Below are 19,156 nucleotides of genomic sequence, written 5' to 3'. Positions count from 1 at the left end.
CGGTAGCGCCGGCCGTTGGCCGGCCCACGCGATGCGTGCCGCGAGCGGTTTTCACGCGCCCTCCACACGCCCCCGTAGGGATCCCGGCTCTGGACCGGGTGAGCTAGACTGTCCGCCTTTGCGGTCTTCGGGCCGCCCTGAATGGACGTATCAACCCGCATGAGTTGGCTGACCAAACTGATGCCGTCGGGCATCCGCACCGACAATGTTCCGAGCAAGAAGCGCAGCGTCCCCGAGGGCCTGTGGGAAAAGTGCAGCAACTGCAACAGCGCGCTGTACGGCCCGGAGCTGGAAGAAAACCTGGAGGTCTGCCCGAAGTGCGGCCACCACATGGCGATCCGCGCACGCGCGCGCCTGGCCTCGCTGTTCGACGCCGACAGCACCACGGAAATCGCCGCCCGCCTGGGGCCGACCGACCTTCTGAAGTTCAAGGACCAGAAGAAATACGGCGAGCGCATCAAGGCCTCGCAGAAGAACACCGGCGAGTACGACGCGCTGATCGCCATGCAGGGTCTGCTCAAGGGCCGTCCGCTGGTGGCTTCGGCCTTCGACTTCGCCTTCATGGGCGGCTCGATGGGTTCGGTGGTGGGCGAGCGCTTCTCGCTGGCCGCTGAAAAGGCGCTGGAAATCGGCGCACCTTACGTGTGCTTCTCCGCCAGCGGCGGCGCGCGCATGCAGGAAGGCCTGTTCTCGCTGATGCAGATGGCCAAGACCTCGGCTGCGCTGGGTCGCCTGCGCGACGCCGGCCTGCCGTACATCTCGGTGCTGACCCATCCGACCACCGGTGGCGTGTCGGCCTCGTTCGCGATGCTGGGCGACATCAACATCGCCGAACCGCAGGCGCTGATTGGCTTTGCCGGCCCGCGCGTGATCGAGCAGACCGTGCGCGAAAAGCTGCCGGAAGGCTTCCAGCGTTCGGAGTTCCTGCTGGAGCACGGTGCGATCGACCAGATCTGCGACCGCCGCGAAATGCGCGACCGCCTGGCCGACCTGCTCGCGATGCTGGGTCGCCAGTCGCCGGCGGACGCTGCCTGATGGGGGCGCGCAAGTACTTTGGCACCGACGGTATCCGCGGTCGGGTCGGCCAGGGCGTCATCTCGGCGGATTTCGTGCTGCGCCTGGGCAATGCCCTGGGTCGCGTGCTGACCGAGCGCAATGGTCACCGCCCGGGCCACCGCCCGGTGGTGGTGATCGGCAAGGACACGCGCATTTCCGGCTACATGTTTGAAGCGGCGCTGGAAGCCGGGCTGGTGGCAGCCGGTGCCGACGTGCAGCTGCTGGGCCCGATGCCGACGCCGGCAGTGGCGTTCCTGACCCGCACCCTGGGTGCGGACGCGGGCATCGTGATCAGCGCGTCGCACAACCCGCACTACGACAACGGCATCAAGTTCTTCTCGGCCGATGGCGAGAAGCTGGATGACGCGACCGAACTGGCGCTGGAAGCGGCGCTGGACAGCGAATTCACCACGGCCGAATCGGACCGCCTGGGCAAAGCGGCACGCGCGCGTGACGCGGTGGGTCGCTATATCGAATTCTGCAAGGCCAGCGTGCCGCGCGCGTTCGATCTGCGCGGGCTGAAGATCGTGCTCGACTGCGCGCACGGCGCGACGTACCACATCGCACCGCTGCTCTTCCGCGAGCTGGGAGCAGAGGTGACGGCGATTGGTGCCGAGCCGAACGGCGTGAACATCAACGACGGCGTGGGGTCGATGCACATCGACAACCTGGCGGCGAAGGTGCGCGAAGTGGGTGCGGACCTGGGCATTGCATTTGACGGCGACGGCGACCGCGTGCTGATGGCGGACGACCAGGGCAACCCGGTGGACGGTGACGACCTGCTGTACGTGCTGGCGGCCTCCTGGCAGCGCAACGGCCGTCTGCGTGGCCCGGTGGTGGGCACGCTGATGACCAACTTCGGTCTGGAACAGGCGCTGGAGCGTCTGGGTCTGCCGTTCGTGCGCAGCAACGTGGGTGACCGTTACGTGCACCAGGCGCTGGTGGAAGGCGGCGGTGTGCTGGGCGGTGAAGCCTCGGGCCATCTGCTGTGTCTGGACCGTGCGACCACGGGCGATGCGATCGTCAGCGCGCTGCAGGTACTGGAAGTGCTGCGTCGCGAGGGCAAGACCCTGCGCGCGGCGCTGTCTGACATCACCAAGGTGCCGCAGAAGACGGTCAACGTGCGTCTGGCTGGTGTGTCGGCCAAGGCGATCGTGCAGTCCGAAGGCGTGCAGTCGGCGCTCGCCGACGCGCAGCAGGCGGTCAAGGGCCGCGGCCGCGCGTTCCTGCGCCCCTCCGGCACCGAGCCGGTGGTCCGCGTCACAGTCGAGGCCGACAGCGCCGAGCTGATGCAGTCCACGCTGGACAGCCTGTCCGGCGCGGTAAAAGCAGCCGCTGCAGCCTGACCTGAAAACCCGGCTCCGGCCGGGTTTTTTCTTACCCGACATCTCGCGTGCGCGGATCCATGCGATTGCACGGCCTCTCGCACGGACCCCTGCGATTGCATGACCTCTCGCATGGATCCCTGTGATTGCATGACCTACGTAGAGCCGGGCTCTGCCCGGCTGCTGTTGGATTCGTGCGAACAACCCTCGGTTCACGGCTCCACTGGGTTGGCGTGACGGGATGGGCGTTCCGGGGGACGCTGCAAGTACGTCCCTGTAAGCTCGGTCGCCGCATCCATGCGGCTCACGCCCCCTCCAGCCCACCCCGACCCGCCACGACAGTGCGCCGGTGGCCACGGAAGATCAAAACCAACGGCTCGCTTCTCCGTGCGTGGACTTGCTTTGGTGGGATCGGTCGACAGACGATCGCCCTGAAATCACCCACACCCGGTAACGCATGACCCCGGAACGAATCCGCTCCTGACCTGCCAATACCGCTCACGTAAGGACGAATTTCAGCCATCGCGCCGGGGACCATCCACGCCACCCTTCGATGCCTCGGCCGTTTCATCCACGCACCGCTGCATGTACCCCCGGATCATCTCGGCTGGATACTGGCCTCTATGTCGCGCCACCTTCTTGAACCGACGGCGCAGATCATGTTCCACCTTCACTCGCACCCATGCTGGCCTTTTCATCGGCAGGCCTCCTCTCGCATCGCACGCAAACAAGGCGAATGCGTGCCCACGGCGGGGCAGGGGATTTGGCGTGTCGTAACGTCGGGCATGTCCGCCCAGTGCTTTTGCATGGCAAACCTCTCCACGGTTTACCTCCTCGCCGGGATGGCGAGGAGGTCGGGAGGTTAGCAACCGTGAAAGATCTCCAAAGAGAACGGCGTGGCGGATTTCCTCCGAAGAGGTGTTGTATTAGCCACACTCCCGACGCAGGACCAGGGCCCGACGAAGGACATCAATTGGAGATCTCTCTGGAGTTGCTACGCTCCGTTGGGATGAGTCTGCATCGAACGGACATCAGCGAGTGATTGATGTCGTGCAGCAATTTTTGCGATATCAGCGCATATGCGCAATTTGCGCGTCGCAATCGACACATGACACCGGAGGCATTGACGGGTCAGGCACGGTTATGGCGTTTGTGGCACGGTATCGCCGCTGTGTGGATGCGTGACGTCTGTTGCAGTTTTGGGTGGTGCAGGGGTGTCGTGATTGAGCCGCGTGGAATGTGGCATCACGAGATGCGATTGAGATTTTGGTTCATGCGTTAAAGAACGTTGGTGCGTTCACGGCCGTCGTCTGTCGACCGACGCTACCGGGTTTACGTGCGTTTGATTTTCGATGGCCACCGACACACTGTCGTGGCGGGTCGGGGTGGGCTGGAGGAGGCATGAGCCGCATGGATGCGGCGACTGAGCCTACATGGACGTACTTGCGGCGTCCCCCGGAACGCCCATCCCGAACCGCCAACCCAATGGAGCCGTGAACCGAGGGTTGTTCGCCCAAATCCAACAGCAGCCGGGCAGAGCCCGGCGATACGTAAATCGTGCAATCGCAGCGATAACGCGGCGTCGCACAAATCGTGCAATCGCAATCAGGGACCGGGAGCCATCTTCTTCTGCCGCGCCTTGAACCGGTTGAAGACCGGGGCGATCAGCGGGTGGTAGCTCCAGGCGATGCGCTTGCGCAGCCAGCTGGCCGGGCGGTTGCGGATCGCGAAACGGTAGATGTGCTCCGGGTCGCCGCCCACCACGTTGCGACCGAAGGGGTGCGTGGTGTGCAGGTAGCGGAAGCCCTGCTCGCGGGCGATCGGCAGGTAGTCCTCGTCGAAGTCGCCGTACGGCCAGCACAGCGTGTCCGAGACCTCGCCCAGCTTTTCCTGCAGCACCTCGCGCGCGCGTGACAGATCGCCGCGGATGCCCGCGCGCTTTTCGTCGCGGCTGATGTCCTGCTTCATCCAGCGCGTGTGCGTGTGCGTGTGGCAATGCACCTCGAACGTGCCCTCGGCGATCATCGCCCGGGCCTCGCTCCAGCGCATCATCACCTCGTCGTGGCGGTTCTCGCGCAGGATCGCCGCCTCGCAGCCGCGATGGTCCGGCGTCGCCGGCAGTACCGCACCCGGTTCGCCCGCGTGCGGGCGGACCGGGCCTTCGCCCATCCAGCCCGTCACCACGAACACCACCGCATGCATGTTGTACTTTTTCAGGATCGGATGCGCGTACACCCAGTTGTCCAGATACCCATCGTCGAACGTGATCACGATCGACTTGCGCGGCACCGGCTTGCCCGCCAGGAAATCCGCGTACTGGTCCAGCGTCAACGACGTCCAGCCGTTGTTCGCCAGCCACGCAATCTGGCTCTCGAAGTTTTCCGGCGACACCGTGATCATTCCCGGCGACGGCGACACATGGTGGTGCATCAGCACCGGTACCGTTCTAGCGTTTGCCATGTCCCAGCTCCTTCAGCCACTGGTGATAGTAGTGCTCGGTGGCTTCGGTGTGTCCAGTCGGGGTGAAACGATGCGCGCTGCGCATCCAGTCCCAGCCGGCCCGGCCCATCTGCGCACGGCGCGTCGGGTCTTCCACCAGCGTCTGCAATGCCGTGGTCAGTGCAGCACTGTCGCCCAGCGGGGCCAGCAGCGCATTGCTGCCTTCCACCACCATCTCCGGCACCCCACCCACGCGTGTGGCCACGATCGGCACGCCCACGTACGCCGCTTCCAGGAACACCGTGCCCGCCGCTTCCTTGTGCGTGGCCAGCGCGAAGATGTCAAAGCCCGTCATCAACCGGCACGCGCCCGTCCGGTACCCCAGCAGATGCACCTGCGATTCGATCCCAAGCTCGGCGCGCAGTGCTTCAGCCGCTCCATCATGGGCTCGCCATCACCCACCACCACCAGCTGCAACTGCGGGTGCTGCCGGCACAGCGGTGCGATGGCACGAAGCAGATCGACGTGGCCTTTGGGTTCGCGTAGCACCGCCACGCAGCCCACCACGATCTGATCGTCGGTGAAGCCCAGCTCGCGGCGGACCTCCGCGCGGGTCTGCTGCCGGCACTGCCAGGCGTCGCCGTCGTTGTTCTCGGTCCACTGCATCGGAACCGCGATCGGCGGCACGATGCCCACATGCGCGTCAGCCACGCCACGCTTGACCAGCATCTGCTTCACGAAACTGCTGACCGTGAGCACCCGGTGCGGCAGGCCCGTGTAGGTCAGCAGCGAGTTGACCGGACTCATCAGATGGCGCGAACGGACCACCAGCGGTGCATGTGCCAGCCGCGCACCCGCGGCGGCGATCAGCGCGTCGCGCCGGCTGGTGGTGTTGACGACGTCGTAACGCTGGCGTCGCACCAGTCGCGAGACCGACCAGACGCCGCGCACCAGGCGCAGCAGCCCGCCCATCTTCAGCGAGTGCACGGTGAACCCCGCATCGCGTGCAATGTCGCCCAGGCGCGAACCCGGCTGGCACAGCAGCGACACATCGTGGCCGCGCTCACGCATGGCCAGCATGTGGCGGTAGATATAGATTTCCTGGCCGCCAAATCCCTTGGCGGCTTCGGTGTGCAGAATTTTCAAGGGTCTGCGGTCAAGGGGCGTGTTCATCGATGAACGTTCCAGGCGTCAATGCTTGCGGAAATGCGTCAGTGCGTCCCACGCGGCTTTCACCGCAGCAGGATCAGGTTGTTGTTCGGGTAACGGCAGGTAGTGGCGGTCCAGCGCCGTGGCGTTGCCGAACTTGTCGAACACGTAGGTGTTGTCGCCGTCGCGGATGCCGCGCTGCGACCAGCTTTCCACCAGCACCGGCCGGTTGGCGCGTTCCTCGTCGAACAGGTCGTGACCGGTGCTGAAATCGGCCAGCGGATTCTCGCAGCCCAATCCATGACGCATCAGCGTGGGCACCCAGTCTTCGTGGCTGCTGGTGGTGGCGTGCGCCTGGGCGTCACGGCCCGGCCAGTGCAGCACGAAAGGCACCTGCATCTGGTAGTCGGAGAAGTTGCCGTTATGGCCCCAGTAGTTCAGTCCCAGGTCGTTGAACTCCTCGGCGTGGTCGCCGGTGATGAGCACGATGGTGTTGTCGGCCTGCCCGCTGTCGTGCAGGGTCTGCAGCAATTGTCCAACCAGACTGTCGGCGTAATGTGTGGCCGTGCGATACCGGTTCAGCTCGGGCGTGGGGTCGTGGTCTTTGTCCAGCGCCAGGAAGTTGATCTCTTTCGCCATGGGCGTGGCCAGCGGCGGATAGTCCGCAGGCAGGTGATAAGGCGCGTGGGTGCTGTCCAGGAACACGAAGCCGAACCAGGGGGAGTTCGTGGGCTTCAGCATATCGCCCTGCATCGCCTCGACGATGTGACGGTCGCGTTCGGCCACCGGCAGATCGGACGGGGCCATGTGCAGCTGGTCGCGGACCTGGGCGAACACGGTGCGGTCGAACTCCGGGCTGTACAGCGGCGCGCTGCCATACAGGTGCAGGGAGTAGCCCTGCTGGCCCAGCACCTGGAACAGGAGCGATCCACGCTGCTCAGTGAGCATGCTCTGCCAGTAGCCGCCCGGCAGGCCGTACAGCAGGCCGAACAGGCCGTAGCGGGTGGCGTTGCCGCTGCTGTAGTGACGGTCGAAGGTTTCCGAGCGCTGTGCCATCGCCCAGGTGTTGGGCATGGTGGTGGCATCGAGCGCGTCGTGGCGCAGTGACTCCAGGACCACCACCAGCACGTTCGGGCGGGTGTGACTCTGGCAGCGCAGCGGCTGCAGCGGGTATTCCAGCTGGCTCATGCGCGGGTCGGGCAGGTTGGCCTGTGGTGCACTGCGCACCCCAAGCTTGTGCATGTGGCGCTTGGCCGTGATCGGCTGGGCCCAGGGCAGATAGGCCCACTGGCTGGTGACAGCGCGTTCGCCGCGTGCGTCGTAATAGGCCGTGGCCACCTGTCCGGTGAGCATCAGCACGATGCCGGCGGTCCACGCCAGCAGGACCGGTCGGCGTCGATGACCGGCCGGCAGCAGTCGCCAGCAGGCCCAGGCCAGCAGGACCTCGGCCGCAGCGACCGCGAGCAGCACGCCGCCGACCTGCAGCCAGGTCTGCCAGGACAGCGCGACCTGGTCCTGCAGGGCTCCGCCAAACACCATGTTCAGGACCATGGCGTTGAGGTGGAAGCGATACAATTCAAACACCTTGGCATCGACCAGCAGCAGGCACAGCCACAGGCCTTGCAGCACCTCCGCGCTGACCTGCAGCGGGCGAGGCGACCGCGACCACAGCCCGATGGCCAGTGGCAGCAGCGACACCAGCGCACCGAAAAACAGGAAGTGGCCGGGCAGGGCAAGGGCCAGGTAGCCCAGTCCGAGAGTGCCGCCGGGATTGTCCTGCAGCGGGGTGTTGCCCAGCACGATGGCGATGGCCACGCAGGCGTTGATGGCGGTGAACAGGGTCAGCCAGCCCAGGCGCTGCCAGCGCACGGCGGAAGGCGGGGGCAGGGCGGAAAGCGAATCGTCCATGTAACTGGTAGCGCGCGAAAGAGGGAGTTGAAGACGTGGCGGCGGCGGCGTCCGTGGCCGCCCGGCCTGGGATACGGCGGGGCGGCGCGCATTGTATCGGTTTGTATCAATGTATCGGCGGCGATTACCGTCCGATCTGGCACAATATTCAGCCGGGCCACAGCTGCGGCCCTGTCCCCAACCCGAAACCCCAGGAACCGCTGTGAGCCAGATCCCCACCCTCGACATCACCCGTTTCGACAGTGACCGTGACGCTTTCGTCGCGGAACTGGGCGCGGCTTACCGTGAATGGGGGTTTGCGGGCATTCGCAATCATGGCATCCCGCAGGCGGACATCGACGCGGCCTACGATGTGTTCAAGGCGTTCTTCGCGCTGCCGGAAGAGACCAAGCTGAAGTACCACGTGCCGGGCGCGGGCGGTGCGCGCGGCTACACGCCGTTCGGGGTGGAGACGGCGAAGGGCTCCAAGCACTTCGACCTGAAAGAGTTCTGGCACATTGGCCGTGAGATTCCGGACGACTCCAAGTACCGTGACGTGATGGCCCCGAATCTGTGGCCGACCGAGGTCCCGGGCTTCCGTGAGCGCGGTTACGGCCTGTACCAGGCGTTGGACAATCTGGGTTCGCGGGTGCTGTCGGCGCTGGCGCTGCACATCGGTCTGCCGATCGACTTCTTCGCTGACAAGACCAACAACGGCAATTCGATCCTGCGCCCGATCCACTACCCGCCGATCACCGCCGACGACATCCCGAACGTGCGTGCGGGCGCGCATGGCGACATCAACTTCATCACGCTGCTGGTGGGCGCGAGCGCGGCGGGTCTGGAAGTGCAGGCGCACGATGGCAAGTGGGTGCCGTTCACCTCTGACGCCGACACCATCGTGGTGAACATCGGCGACATGCTGCAGCGTCTGACCAACCACGTGTACCCGTCGACCATCCACCGCGTGGTCAACCCCCCGGGCGAACAGGCGCGCCAGCCGCGTTACTCGGTGCCGTTCTTCCTGCACCCGAACCCGGACTTCCTGATCGACGTGCTGCCGACCTGCATCACCCTGGACAACCCCAGCCGCTACCCCGAAGCCATCACCGCCCACGGCTTCCTGGAAGAGCGCCTTCGCGAGATCAAGCTCAAGTAACCCGAAAAGGCCACCGCAAGGTGGCCTTTTCGCATTTAGGCGAACAGCCGGTGGTTCACGGCATATCTGGTTTGGCGGGTCGGAATGGGCGTTCCGGGGGACGCTGCAAGTACGTCCATGTAAGCTCGGTCGCCGCATCCATGCGGCTCACGCCCCCTCCAGCCCACCCCGACCCGCCAAGCCAGGGAACCCGTGAACCGAGGGCTGTTCGCCCGAATCCAACAGCAGCCGGGCGAGCCCGGCTCTACGGATAGCATGCAATCCAGGTACAGGCCCGCTCCTGTGAATTATCCAATTGAAATGTAAGCGTTTTCGGTGGAACAGGGATTCGTTACATCCGGTATCATTGCGGGCTGATACCCAAAGGAGACCGCCATGCGCCGCAAGATCGTCGCCGGTAACTGGAAGCTGCACGGCAGCCGTCAATTCGCGACCGACCTGGTCAGTGACGTGGTCGCCAGCCTGCCCAAGGACGGTGTCGAGGTGGTCATCCTGCCGCCGCTGCCGTACCTGGGCGAGCTGGTCAATGATTTCGAGGGCAGGGCGGTGGCCTTTGGCTCGCAGGACGTCAGCTCCAATGAAAAGGGGGCCTACACCGGTGAGGTGTCTGCCGCCATGTTGGCCGAGGTCGGTGCCCGCTACGGGCTGGTCGGTCACTCCGAGCGTCGCCAGTACCACCATGAAAGCAGTGAGCTGGTTGCCCGCAAGTTTGCCGCTGCCATCCATGCCGGCCTGATTCCGGTGCTGTGCGTCGGCGAAACGCTGGAGCAGCGTGAGGCCGGGCAGACCGAACAGGTCATTGCCAGCCAGCTGGCCCCGGTCCTGGACCTGGTCGGTCCCGCCGGCTTCCAGCACGCCGTGGTCGCCTATGAGCCGGTCTGGGCCATCGGGACCGGTAAAACCGCCTCCAAGGAGCAGGCGCAGGAAGTCCATGCCTTCATCCGTGGCGAAGTGGCCAAGCGGGATGCTAGAATCGCCGATTCGTTGCCGATCCTGTACGGCGGCAGCGTCAAGCCCGACAACGCTGGGGAACTGTTCGCGCAGCCCGATGTCGATGGTGGGCTGGTGGGTGGCGCCTCGTTGGTCGCCGCAGATTTCCTGGCCATCGTCGAGGCGGCGACCGGGCGTTAAATGAATAATCCGAGGACGGATTCGAAATGCTGATGTTGATCCTCAATGTGGTCTACGTGCTGGTATCGGTGGCCATGATCGCGCTCATCCTGATGCAGCGTGGTTCCGGTGCGGCCGCAGGCTCGGGCTTCGGCGCGGGTGCCTCGGGCACGGTGTTCGGTGCGCGCGGCGCGTCCAACTTCATGTCCAAGACCACCAAGTGGCTGGCCGTGGTGTTCTTCGGCATCAGCCTCTTCATGGCCTGGTACGCCAGCCATGGTGCCCGTCCGACCGTCGATGCAGGCCTTGGCGTGATGTCCGCCCCGGTCCAGAGTGCTCCGGCAGTGCCGGCCGGTGAGCTGCCGGCCGTGCCGAAGGCTCCCGAAGCCGCTGCGCCGCAGCCGGTTCCGGCCGCTGCTGCCCCGGCCACTGTGCCGGCTCAGGCGGAAACGTCGAATTCTGGTGAAGAAAAGCCTGCAGAAGGCTCCCAGAATCCCTGAAGACGGTTACAATATGCGGCGCATCGGGCAACCCCCGGCGCGATCGTAAGCCCAGGTGGCGGAATTGGTAGACGCACTACCTTGAGGTGGTAGCGACTTAGGTCGTAGGGGTTCGAGTCCCCTCTTGGGCACCATTTGTTTGTAAGCGGTTTGCGGTCTGGCGCGCTATGCGCCAGATCTGCGTTCCGTCCACTCCCCCATGCCAAAACGCCTGCAGGCGTGGCGGCAGAGGCAAGAGAGAATCGCTGTGCTGGCCGAATATTTGCCGTCTCTGCTGTTTCTGATTGTTGCCACCGGTATCGGCGTTGCGCTGATGGCGGTCGGTCGGTTCCTCGGTCCCCGGCGTCCAGATCTGAAGAAGCTCTCGCCGTACGAATGCGGCTTCGAGGCCTTCGAGGACGCGCGCATGAAGTTCGATGTGCGCTACTACCTGATCGCGATCCAGTTCATCGTATTTGACTTGGAAATCATCTTCATCGTGCCGTGGACCCAGGTGTTCATGGAGCTGGGGGCGCGTTCCCTGGTCACGATGGGCCTGTTCGTGGGCATGCTTTTCCTCGGTTTCATTTACGTCTGGAAGAAGGGAGCGCTGGAATGGGAGTAATTCAGACTCTCGATGGCCTGATGAACAACCCGGTCCCGGAAGGGCGGGTCGACGACATCCTGCGCCCCGAAGGTGACAACCCGCTGCTCGAGAAGGGCTACGTGACCACCAGCGTCGACGCGCTGTTGAACTGGGCACGTACCGGCTCGATGTGGCCCATGACCTTTGGTCTGGCCTGCTGCGCGGTCGAAATGATGCACGCCGGTGCGGCGCGTCTGGACCTTGACCGGTACGGCGTGGTGTTCCGCCCGTCGCCGCGTCAGTCCGACGTGATGATCGTGGCCGGTACCCTGGTCAACAAGATGGCCCCGGCGCTGCGCAAGGTCTATGACCAGATGCCGGACCCGAAGTGGGTCATCTCCATGGGCAGCTGCGCCAACGGTGGCGGCTACTACCACTACTCGTATGCAGTGGTGCGTGGTTGCGACCGCGTGGTGCCGGTGGACGTCTACGTCCCGGGCTGCCCGCCAACCGCCGAAGCGCTGGTGTACGGGATCCTGCAGCTGCAGAAGAAGATCTGGCGTACGCAGACCATCGCCCGCTGACATTCCTCCTGACAAGAGCACGCCAAGCCCCCATGGCAGAGCAAGCATCCTTCATCGACCGACTCTCCGCACGTTTCGCAGGTGCGCAGGTCTTCGTGGTCGAACCCCGCGGCGAAGTGACGCTGGAAGTGCCCGCTGCTGACTGGCTGGCGACGGCGGTGGCGCTGCGCGACGAATTCGGTTTCGAGCAGTCCGTTGACCTGTGTGGTCTGGACTACCTCGGTTACGGCGACGACGAATGGGACACCGCTGATGTCTCCTCGCACGGCTTCAGCCGCGGCGTGGAAGGCAAGGGTGCTGGTCGTTTCGCCTGGGGTGAATTCCCCAGCCGCGAAACCGCCGACGGTGCCCAGCCGCAGCCGGTGCCGCAGCAGCGTTTTGCCGTAGTCGCGCAGCTGCGCTCCTACCAGCACAACCTGACCATGCGCATCCGCTGCTTCGCGCCGAACGAAGAACTGCCGGTGGTGGCCTCGCTGACCCCCGTGTGGCCGGGCCTGAACTGGTTCGAGCGTGAAGCGTTCGACCTGTTCGGCGTGATCTTCGAAGGTCACCCGGACCTGCGCCGCATCCTGACCGACTACGGCTTTGTGGGACATCCGTTCCGCAAGGACTTCCCGCTGATCGGCAACGTCGAAGTGCGCTACGACGAAGAAAAGAAGCGCGTGATCTATGAACCGGTGACCTCGGTCGAACCGCGCGTCGGCGTGCCGCGCGTGATCCGTGACGACGCCCGTTTCCAGACCGCTGCCGGTGAAACCGCGCAGTCGGAGGCAGTGAAGTGAGCCAGATCCATCAGTCCCACCAGGCGTTTGCGAGCAACCCGGCCGAATCGCGCCAGGAAATCCGCAACTACACCATGAACTTCGGTCCGCAGCATCCGGCCGCGCACGGTGTGCTGCGCCTGATCCTGGAAATGGACGGTGAAACCATCGTCCGTGCCGACCCGCACGTGGGCCTGCTGCACCGGGGCACCGAGAAGCTGGCCGAGTCCAAGCCGTTCAACCAGTCCATCGGTTACATGGACCGCCTCGACTACGTGTCGATGATGTGCAACGAACACGCCTACGTGCGCGCGATCGAAACCCTGATGGGGATCGAAGCGCCGGAGCGTGCGCAGTACATCCGCACCATGTTCGACGAAATCACCCGCATCCTGAACCACCTGATGTGGCTGGGTTCCAACGCACTCGACCTGGGTGCGATGGCGGTCATGCTGTACGCCTTCCGCGAACGCGAAGAGCTGATGGACTGCTACGAAGCAGTCTCCGGCGCGCGCATGCACGCGGCGTACTACCGTCCGGGCGGCGTCTACCGCGACCTGCCGGACCAGATGCCGAAGTACAAGGAATCGCGTTGGCACAAGGGCCAAGCCCTGAAGAACCTCAACGCCGCGCGCGAAGGTTCGCTGCTGGACTTCCTGGAGAACTTCACCAATGAGTTCCCCAGCCGCGTTGACGAATACGAGACCCTGCTCACCGACAACCGTATCTGGAAGCAGCGTACCGTCGGCATCGGCGTGGTCACCCCGGAACTGGCCCATGCCTGGGGCATGACCGGCGTGATGCTGCGCGGCTCGGGCATTGCCTGGGACCTGCGCAAGAAGCAGCCGTACGCCAAGTACGACGCCGTCGACTTCGATATCCCGCTGGGCAAGGAAGGCGACTGCTACGACCGTTACCTGGTCCGCGTCGCGGAAATGCGCGAATCCAACCGCATCATCAAGCAGTGCGTGGCGTGGCTGAAGGCCAATCCGGGCCCGGTGATGGTGAAGAACTTCAAGGTCGCTCCGCCCAAGCGCGAGGACATGAAGGACGACATGGAAGCGCTGATCCATCACTTCAAGCTCTTCAGTGAAGGCTACTGCGTGCCGGCCGGCGAAACCTATTCGGCGGTGGAAGCCCCGAAAGGCGAGTTCGGCTGCTACCTGATGTCCGATGGCGCCAACAAGCCGTTCCGCGTGCACCTGCGCGCGCCGGGCTTCGCCCATCTGTCCTCGATCGACTCGGTCGTGCGCGGGCACATGCTCGCCGACGTGGTGGCCATGATCGGCACCTACGACCTGGTGTTCGGCGAGGTCGACCGGTGAGTCCGGCCGCAAGCACGATGCCTGACACCCGCCGGCTGCTGCCGGCGCTGCAGGTTCTGGTTTTCCACGATTTGGTATTCGTTGAGGTCGGCCGATGAAGGCGACAGGTAATTTCGAGGCGGCGCGCGACGTCGACCCGATGGTGGTGCTGAGCGACAAGACCCGTGCTCACATCGATCACTGGCTGTCCAAGTTCCCGCCGGACCGCAAGCGCTCTGCCACGCTGCAGGGCCTGCATGCCGCGCAGGAGCAGAACCAGGGCTGGCTGACCGACGAACTGATCGCCGGCGTGGCCAAGTACCTGGACCTGCCGCCGGTGTGGGCGTACGAAGTGGCCAGCTTCTACTCGATGTTCGAGCTGGAAAAGGTCGGCCGCCACAACGTTGCCTTCTGCACCAACATCAGCTGCTGGCTGAACGGTGCGGAAGACCTGGTCGCGCACGCCGAAAAGAAGCTCGGCTGCAAGACCGGCCAGTCCACCGCGGACGGTCGCATCTACCTCAAGCGTGAAGAAGAATGCCTGGCCGGTTGCGCCGGTGCGCCGATGATGGTCATCAATGGTCACTATCACGAGCGCCTGACCGTCGAGCAGGTCGACGCGCTGCTGGACGGGTTGGAGTAAGCCATGGCACATCATCACGCACCCACCGGCCCGGTCGGTCCCGCACCGCTGCCGCACCAGGTGGTCTACACCACGCTGCACTACGACACCCCGTGGTCGTACGAGAGCTACCTCAAGACCGGTGGCTACGCTGCCCTGCGCAAGATCCTCGAAGAGAAGATCCCGCCGGAGCAGGTGATCGAGATGGTCAAGCAGTCGAACCTGCGCGGCCGTGGCGGCGCAGGCTTCCCGACCGGCCTGAAGTGGTCCTTCATGCCCAAGGGCACCATGCAGAAGTACATCCTGTGCAACTCGGACGAGTCCGAGCCGGGTACCTGCAAGGACCGCGACATCCTGCGTTACAACCCGCACTCCGTGGTGGAAGGCATGGCCATTGCCTGCTACGCCACCGGCAGCACCGTGGGCTACAACTACCTGCGTGGTGAGTTCCACCACGAGCCGTTCGAGAACTTCGAACAGGCCCTGGCCGACGCCTACGCGAACGGCTGGCTGGGCAAGAACATTCTCGGCAGCGGCGTGGATATCGACATCTACGGTGCGCTGGGTGCTGGCGCGTACATCTGCGGCGAAGAAACCGCACTGATGGAATCGCTGGAAGGCAAGAAGGGCCAGCCGCGCTACAAGCCGCCGTTCCCGGCGAACTTCGGTCTGTACGGAAAGCCGTCGACGATCAACAACACCGAAACCTACGCTTCCGTGCCGGCGATCATCCGCAATGGCCCGGAATGGTTCCAGAGCCTGAGCCTGACCAAGAACGGCGGTCCGAAGATCTTCTCGGTCTCCGGCTGCGTGCAGAAGGGCGGCAACTTTGAAGTGCCGCTGGGCACCACCTTCGACGACCTGCTGGAAATGGCCGGTGGTCTGAAGCCGGGCCGCACCCTGAAGGGCGCGATTCCGGGCGGTGTGTCGATGCCGGTGCTGAAGGCCGAAGAGCTCAAGGGCCTGCAGATGGACTACGACACCCTGCGTGCCCTGGGCACCGGTCTGGGTTCGGGGGCCATCGTGGTGCTGGACGACAGCGTCTGCTGCGTCAAGTTCGCCTGCCGCATCAGCCAGTTCTTCCACAAGGAATCCTGTGGCCAGTGCACCCCGTGCCGTGAAGGCACCGGCTGGATGCACCGCGTGCTCGAGCGCATCGTCGCCGGCAAGGCCACCATGGAAGACCTGCACCAGCTGAAGGCCGTGGCCGGCCAGATCGAAGGCCACACCATCTGTGCGTTCGGTGAAGCGGCGGCATGGCCCATCCAGGGCTTCCTGCGCCAGTTCTGGGACGAATTCGAGTACTACATCGTCAACGGTCATTCGATGGTTGACGGCAAGAAGGTGGAGGCAGCCGCTGCATGAGCGCGCAACCCAACAATCCCGCCGGTACCCCGGCGGTTGTGCCGGAAGGACATGTAACCGTCGAGATCGACGGCCAGTCCCTTGTCGTGCCCAAGGGCTCGATGATCATCCAGGCCGCCGACAAGGCCGGCATTCCGATCCCGCGCTTCTGCTACCACGAGAAGCTGCCGATCGCCGCCAACTGCCGCATGTGCCTGGTCGACGTTGAAAAGTCGCCCAAGCCGGCTCCGGCCTGCGCCACGCCGGTGATGGACGGCATGAAGGTCGCCACCCGCAGCGAAAAGGCACTCAAGTTCCAGCGCTCGGTGATGGAGTTCCTGCTCATCAACCACCCGCTGGACTGCCCGATCTGCGATCAGGGCGGCGAGTGCGAGCTGCAGGACGTCTCGCTGGGCTATGGCCGTTCGGTCAGCCGCTTCAACGAGCGCAAGCGCGTGGTGCCGGACGAGGACATCGGTCCGCTGGTCGCCACCGAAATGACCCGCTGCATCCAGTGCACCCGCTGCGTCCGCTTCACCGCCGACGTTGCCGGTACCTATGAACTGGGTGGCATGTACCGCGGTGAAAACCTGCAGATCGGTACCTACGACGGCAAGCCGCTGACCACCGAGCTGTCCGGCAACGTCGTCGACGTCTGCCCGGTCGGCGCGCTGACCAACAAGGTGTTCCAGTTCCGCGCCCGTCCGTGGGAACTGACCGCACGCGAGTCGCTGGGTTACCACGACGCGATGGGCTCGAACCTGTTCCTGCACGTGCGTCGCGGCGAAGTGCTGCGCGCGGTGCCGCGCGACAACGAGCTGGTCAACGAATGCTGGCTGTCCGACCGTGATCGCTACTCGCACCAGGGCCTGTACAGCGCCGACCGCGCGGTGAAGCCGCTGCGCAAGGTCAACGGCGAATGGCAGGAAGTGAGCTGGGCCGAAGGCCTGGCCGCCGCCAAGGAAATTCTGTCGGCCAACACCGGCGACGACCTCGGCGTGCTGGTGCACCCGTCGGCTTCGAACGAGGAGGGCGCACTGCTGGCCCGCCTGGCATCGGGCCTGGGCACCGGCAACATCGACCACCGCATCAACAACCGCGACTTCTCCGACGCCGCCATCGCCGAGACCTTCGGCCTGTCGCTGGCCGAGATCGAAGCCGCTGACAACATCGTCGTGCTCGGCAGCAACATCCGCCACGAGCTGCCGCTGCTGCACGCCCGCCTGCGCAAGGCACAGACCACGCGCAACGCGAAGATCCACGCGATCAACCCGGTTGATTTCGACTTCGCCTTCAAGCTGGCCGGCAAGCAGATTGTCGCCCCGTCGAAGTTCGTCGAAGCGCTGGGCAATGCCGAGCTGCGCCAGGCGGTCACCGGCAATGCCGTGCTGATCGTCGGTGGCATCGCCGAGAACCACCCGCAGGCCGCCGCGATCCGCGCCGCCGCGCGTGATTTCGCCGTCGCTACCGGTGCCAAGCTGTGCCGCATTCCGCAGGGTGCCAACGCCGTGGGTCTGTCCCGCGCCGGCGTGCTGCCGGCCGGCAAAGACGTGGCCGCGATGCTGGCCCAGCCGCGCAAGGCGTACGCGATCTACGGCATCGAGCCGGGTCTGGACTTCGCCGATGCACCGGCTGCCCGCAAGGCGCTGGCCGGTGCCCAGGTGGTGGCCTTCAGCCAGTTCGCCTGTGCCTCGACCCGCGACGTCGCCGACGTGATCCTGCCGATCGGCGCGCTGCCGGAAATCGACGCCACCCTGACCAACCTCGATGGTCGCGAGCAGTCGGCCCGTGCCGGCGGCAAGCTGCCGGGCGAGGCCCGTGAAGGCTGGCGCGTGCTGCGTGCGCTCGGTGGCGAACTGGCCCTGGCCGGTTTCGACTTCACCGACCTGGCCGGCCTGCGTGCCAGCCTGGCCCCGGTGACTGTCAATGTGTCCGCTTCCGCGGCAACGCCGGTCACCGGCGAAGGTCTGGAAGTGGCTTCCACCGCCGCGATCTACCGCACCGACGCCGTGGTTCGCCGCGCGCAGGCGCTGCAGTCGCACCCGCTGAACAACGCGCCGCGCATCGTGCTCAACGCCGACGACGCCGCCCGCCTGCAGCTGGTCGAAGGGCAGATGGCCAAGGTCGGCACCGATGCCGGCAAGGCCACGCTGCCGGTGGTGGTCGACGCCCGTGTCGCCGCGGGTTCGGTCTGGATTGAATCGGGCCACGGTGCGACCGCACCGCTGGGTGCCGCACGCGTAACGGTGGTGGCTGCATGAACGAATTGCTGTTGAACGCGGTCGACCCGCTGCACCAGTGGCTGCTTGGCCTCGGTGAAATCGGCGCGCTGATCTGGATCATCCTGAAGATCCTGCTGATCGCCATGCCGGTGATCATCTCGGTGGCCTTCTACGTGGTCTGGGAGCGCAAGCTGATCGGCTGGATGCACGTCCGCCACGGCCCGATGTACGTGGGCATGGGCATCTTCCAGGCCTTCGCCGACGTCTTCAAACTGCTGTTCAAGGAAATCATCCAGCCGGCGAGTTCGCACAAGGCGATCTTTGTGCTGGCTCCGCTGATCACCCTGGCTCCGGCCTTCGCGGCCTGGTCGGTGGTGCCCTTCGACGCGCAGATCGTGCTGTCCAACGCCAACGCGGGTCTGCTGTACCTGCTGGCGATGACCTCGCTGGGCATCTACGGCATCATCCTGGCCGGTTGGGCATCCAACTCGAAGTACGCCTTCCTCGGTGCCATGCGCGCCTCGGCGCAGATGATCAGCTACGAAATCGCCATGGGCTTCGCCCTGGTGGGCGTGATGATCGCCTCCGGCAGCCTGAATCTGAGCAACATCGTGCTGGCCCAGGCCGGCAGCTCGGGCTTCTTCGACTGGTTCCTGATTCCGCTGTTCCCGCTGTTCGTCGTGTACTGGGTGTCCGGCGTGGCCGAAACCAACCGCGCGCCGTTCGACGTGGTGGAAGGTGAATCGGAAATCGTCGCCGGTCACATGGTGGAATATTCGGGCGGTGCGTTCGCGCTGTTCTTCCTGGCCGAATACGCCAACATGATCCTGATCAGCTTCCTGATCTCGATCTTCTTCCTGGGTGGCTGGCTGAGCCCGATCCAGGGCTGGGTCACCGCGGACATCTCGCCGTGGATCGACTGGATCTGGAAGGGCGGTGCACCGTGGCTGTTCGTCAAGGTGTTCTTCTTCGCCAGTGCCTACATCTGGTTCCGTGCCAGCTTCCCGCGCTTCCGTTATGACCAGATCATGCGTCTGGGCTGGAAGGTCTTCATCCCGCTCACCATCGCGTGGATTGCAGTAACGGCGTTGATGGTGTTCTACGGCGTGATCCAGAAGGGCGTCTAAGT

The 19,156-nt window shown here is 64.9% G+C and carries 15 protein-coding genes, 1 tRNA gene and 1 pseudogene; 14 read left to right on the top strand and 3 right to left on the bottom strand.

From position 1 onward, the window contains the following. The first annotated feature begins 159 nt into the window (after positions 1-159). Positions 160-1,035, top strand: coding sequence for an acetyl-CoA carboxylase, carboxyltransferase subunit beta (gene accD, locus QMX83_RS02635; RefSeq protein ID WP_282295099.1), 876 nt, complete (start codon positions 160-162; stop codon positions 1,033-1,035). Further along, positions 1,035-2,402 (top strand): phosphoglucosamine mutase, encoded by a 1,368-nt coding sequence (glmM, locus tag QMX83_RS02630; protein ID WP_282295098.1) that lies wholly within the window; start codon positions 1,035-1,037, stop codon positions 2,400-2,402. Before accD ends, glmM begins: the two co-directional genes overlap by 1 nt. A gap of 1,584 nt (positions 2,403-3,986) precedes the next feature. On the opposite strand, the gene QMX83_RS02625 is transcribed toward glmM, so the two are convergent. The 3 genes and pseudogenes from QMX83_RS02625 to QMX83_RS02615 form a co-directional block, all read right to left on the bottom strand. Beyond that, complete coding sequence (locus QMX83_RS02625; RefSeq protein WP_282295097.1) at positions 3,987-4,841, bottom strand: polysaccharide deacetylase family protein; 855 nt, start codon at positions 4,839-4,841, stop codon at positions 3,987-3,989. Further along, positions 4,828-5,993, bottom strand: a pseudogene (locus QMX83_RS02620) (glycosyltransferase family 4 protein). Before QMX83_RS02620 ends, QMX83_RS02625 begins: the two are co-directional and overlap by 14 nt. Before the next feature lie 18 nt (positions 5,994-6,011). Further along, the gene (locus QMX83_RS02615; protein ID WP_282295096.1) at positions 6,012-7,877 is read right to left on the bottom strand and encodes a sulfatase-like hydrolase/transferase; all 1,866 of its coding nucleotides are present in this window, start codon (positions 7,875-7,877) and stop codon (positions 6,012-6,014) included. 202 nt (positions 7,878-8,079) lie between these two features. On the opposite strand from QMX83_RS02615, the gene QMX83_RS02610 reads away from it, so the two are divergent. From QMX83_RS02610 to nuoH, 12 genes are all read left to right on the top strand, one after another. Further along, complete coding sequence (locus QMX83_RS02610) at positions 8,080-9,015, top strand: 2-oxoglutarate and iron-dependent oxygenase domain-containing protein (RefSeq protein ID WP_282295095.1); 936 nt, start codon at positions 8,080-8,082, stop codon at positions 9,013-9,015. 375 nt (positions 9,016-9,390) lie between these two features. Then, positions 9,391-10,146 carry a triose-phosphate isomerase gene (gene tpiA, locus QMX83_RS02605; RefSeq protein WP_282295094.1) on the top strand — a complete coding sequence of 252 codons (756 nt, stop codon included), beginning with the start codon at positions 9,391-9,393 and terminating at the stop codon, positions 10,144-10,146. Between the two features lie 26 nt (positions 10,147-10,172). Beyond that, positions 10,173-10,625 (top strand): preprotein translocase subunit SecG, encoded by a 453-nt coding sequence (gene secG, locus QMX83_RS02600; protein ID WP_282295093.1) that lies wholly within the window; start codon positions 10,173-10,175, stop codon positions 10,623-10,625. A 49-nt stretch (positions 10,626-10,674) separates the two neighbouring features. Next, positions 10,675-10,759, top strand: a tRNA-Leu gene (locus QMX83_RS02595). A 113-nt stretch (positions 10,760-10,872) separates the two neighbouring features. After that, entirely contained in the window at positions 10,873-11,229 is a 357-nt protein-coding gene (locus tag QMX83_RS02590; RefSeq protein ID WP_282295102.1) for an NADH-quinone oxidoreductase subunit A, read from the top strand. Beyond that, positions 11,220-11,774 (top strand): NADH-quinone oxidoreductase subunit B, encoded by a 555-nt coding sequence (locus QMX83_RS02585; RefSeq protein ID WP_017354657.1) that lies wholly within the window; start codon positions 11,220-11,222, stop codon positions 11,772-11,774. Before QMX83_RS02590 ends, QMX83_RS02585 begins: the two co-directional genes overlap by 10 nt. Positions 11,775-11,806: 32 nt before the next feature. After that, positions 11,807-12,556: an NADH-quinone oxidoreductase subunit C gene (locus QMX83_RS02580; protein WP_282295092.1), complete on the top strand. Its 750-nt coding sequence runs from the start codon at positions 11,807-11,809 to the stop codon at positions 12,554-12,556. Then, a complete protein-coding gene (locus QMX83_RS02575; protein WP_282295091.1) occupies positions 12,553-13,860 on the top strand; it encodes an NADH-quinone oxidoreductase subunit D in 1,308 nt (435 codons plus the stop codon). The genes QMX83_RS02580 and QMX83_RS02575 overlap by 4 nt, the downstream gene beginning before the upstream one ends. Positions 13,861-13,954: 94 nt before the next feature. Then, on the top strand, positions 13,955-14,482 hold the full coding sequence (nuoE, locus tag QMX83_RS02570) for an NADH-quinone oxidoreductase subunit NuoE (protein ID WP_125360409.1): 528 nt from the start codon (positions 13,955-13,957) through the stop codon (positions 14,480-14,482). 3 nt (positions 14,483-14,485) lie between these two features. Continuing rightward, a complete protein-coding gene (gene nuoF / locus QMX83_RS02565; RefSeq protein WP_282295090.1) occupies positions 14,486-15,826 on the top strand; it encodes an NADH-quinone oxidoreductase subunit NuoF in 1,341 nt (446 codons plus the stop codon). Then, positions 15,823-18,066, top strand: a complete 2,244-nt coding sequence (gene nuoG / locus QMX83_RS02560; RefSeq protein WP_282295089.1) for an NADH-quinone oxidoreductase subunit NuoG — start codon at positions 15,823-15,825, stop codon at positions 18,064-18,066. Before nuoF ends, nuoG begins: the two co-directional genes overlap by 4 nt. After that, positions 18,063-19,154, top strand: coding sequence for an NADH-quinone oxidoreductase subunit NuoH (nuoH, locus tag QMX83_RS02555; RefSeq protein ID WP_282295088.1), 1,092 nt, complete (start codon positions 18,063-18,065; stop codon positions 19,152-19,154). The genes nuoG and nuoH overlap by 4 nt, the downstream gene beginning before the upstream one ends. Positions 19,155-19,156: the final 2 nt, after the last annotated feature.

The organism is Stenotrophomonas sp. PS02289 (genome assembly GCF_029960115.1).
Taxonomy (GTDB): Bacteria; Pseudomonadota; Gammaproteobacteria; order Xanthomonadales; family Xanthomonadaceae; genus Stenotrophomonas.
Note: the sequence above shows the minus strand (reverse complement) of the source record. Positions and strands in the feature narration are given on the sequence as shown.

Excerpts from the sequence above, each read along its gene's own strand:
- accD (WP_282295099.1), top strand. The coding sequence starts at position 160 with ATGAGTTGGCTGACCAAACTGATGCCGTCGGGCATCCGCACCGACAAT.
- glmM (WP_282295098.1), top strand. The coding sequence starts at position 1,035 with ATGGGGGCGCGCAAGTACTTTGGCACCGACGGTATCCGCGGTCGGGTC.
- QMX83_RS02625 (WP_282295097.1), bottom strand. The coding sequence starts at position 4,841 with ATGGCAAACGCTAGAACGGTACCGGTGCTGATGCACCACCATGTGTCG.
- QMX83_RS02615 (WP_282295096.1), bottom strand. The coding sequence starts at position 7,877 with ATGGACGATTCGCTTTCCGCCCTGCCCCCGCCTTCCGCCGTGCGCTGG.
- tpiA (WP_282295094.1), top strand. The coding sequence starts at position 9,391 with ATGCGCCGCAAGATCGTCGCCGGTAACTGGAAGCTGCACGGCAGCCGT.
- secG (WP_282295093.1), top strand. The coding sequence starts at position 10,173 with ATGCTGATGTTGATCCTCAATGTGGTCTACGTGCTGGTATCGGTGGCC.
- QMX83_RS02585 (WP_017354657.1), top strand. The coding sequence starts at position 11,220 with ATGGGAGTAATTCAGACTCTCGATGGCCTGATGAACAACCCGGTCCCG.
- QMX83_RS02580 (WP_282295092.1), top strand. The coding sequence starts at position 11,807 with ATGGCAGAGCAAGCATCCTTCATCGACCGACTCTCCGCACGTTTCGCA.
- nuoE (WP_125360409.1), top strand. The coding sequence starts at position 13,955 with ATGAAGGCGACAGGTAATTTCGAGGCGGCGCGCGACGTCGACCCGATG.
- nuoF (WP_282295090.1), top strand. The coding sequence starts at position 14,486 with ATGGCACATCATCACGCACCCACCGGCCCGGTCGGTCCCGCACCGCTG.
- nuoG (WP_282295089.1), top strand. The coding sequence starts at position 15,823 with ATGAGCGCGCAACCCAACAATCCCGCCGGTACCCCGGCGGTTGTGCCG.
- nuoH (WP_282295088.1), top strand. The coding sequence starts at position 18,063 with ATGAACGAATTGCTGTTGAACGCGGTCGACCCGCTGCACCAGTGGCTG.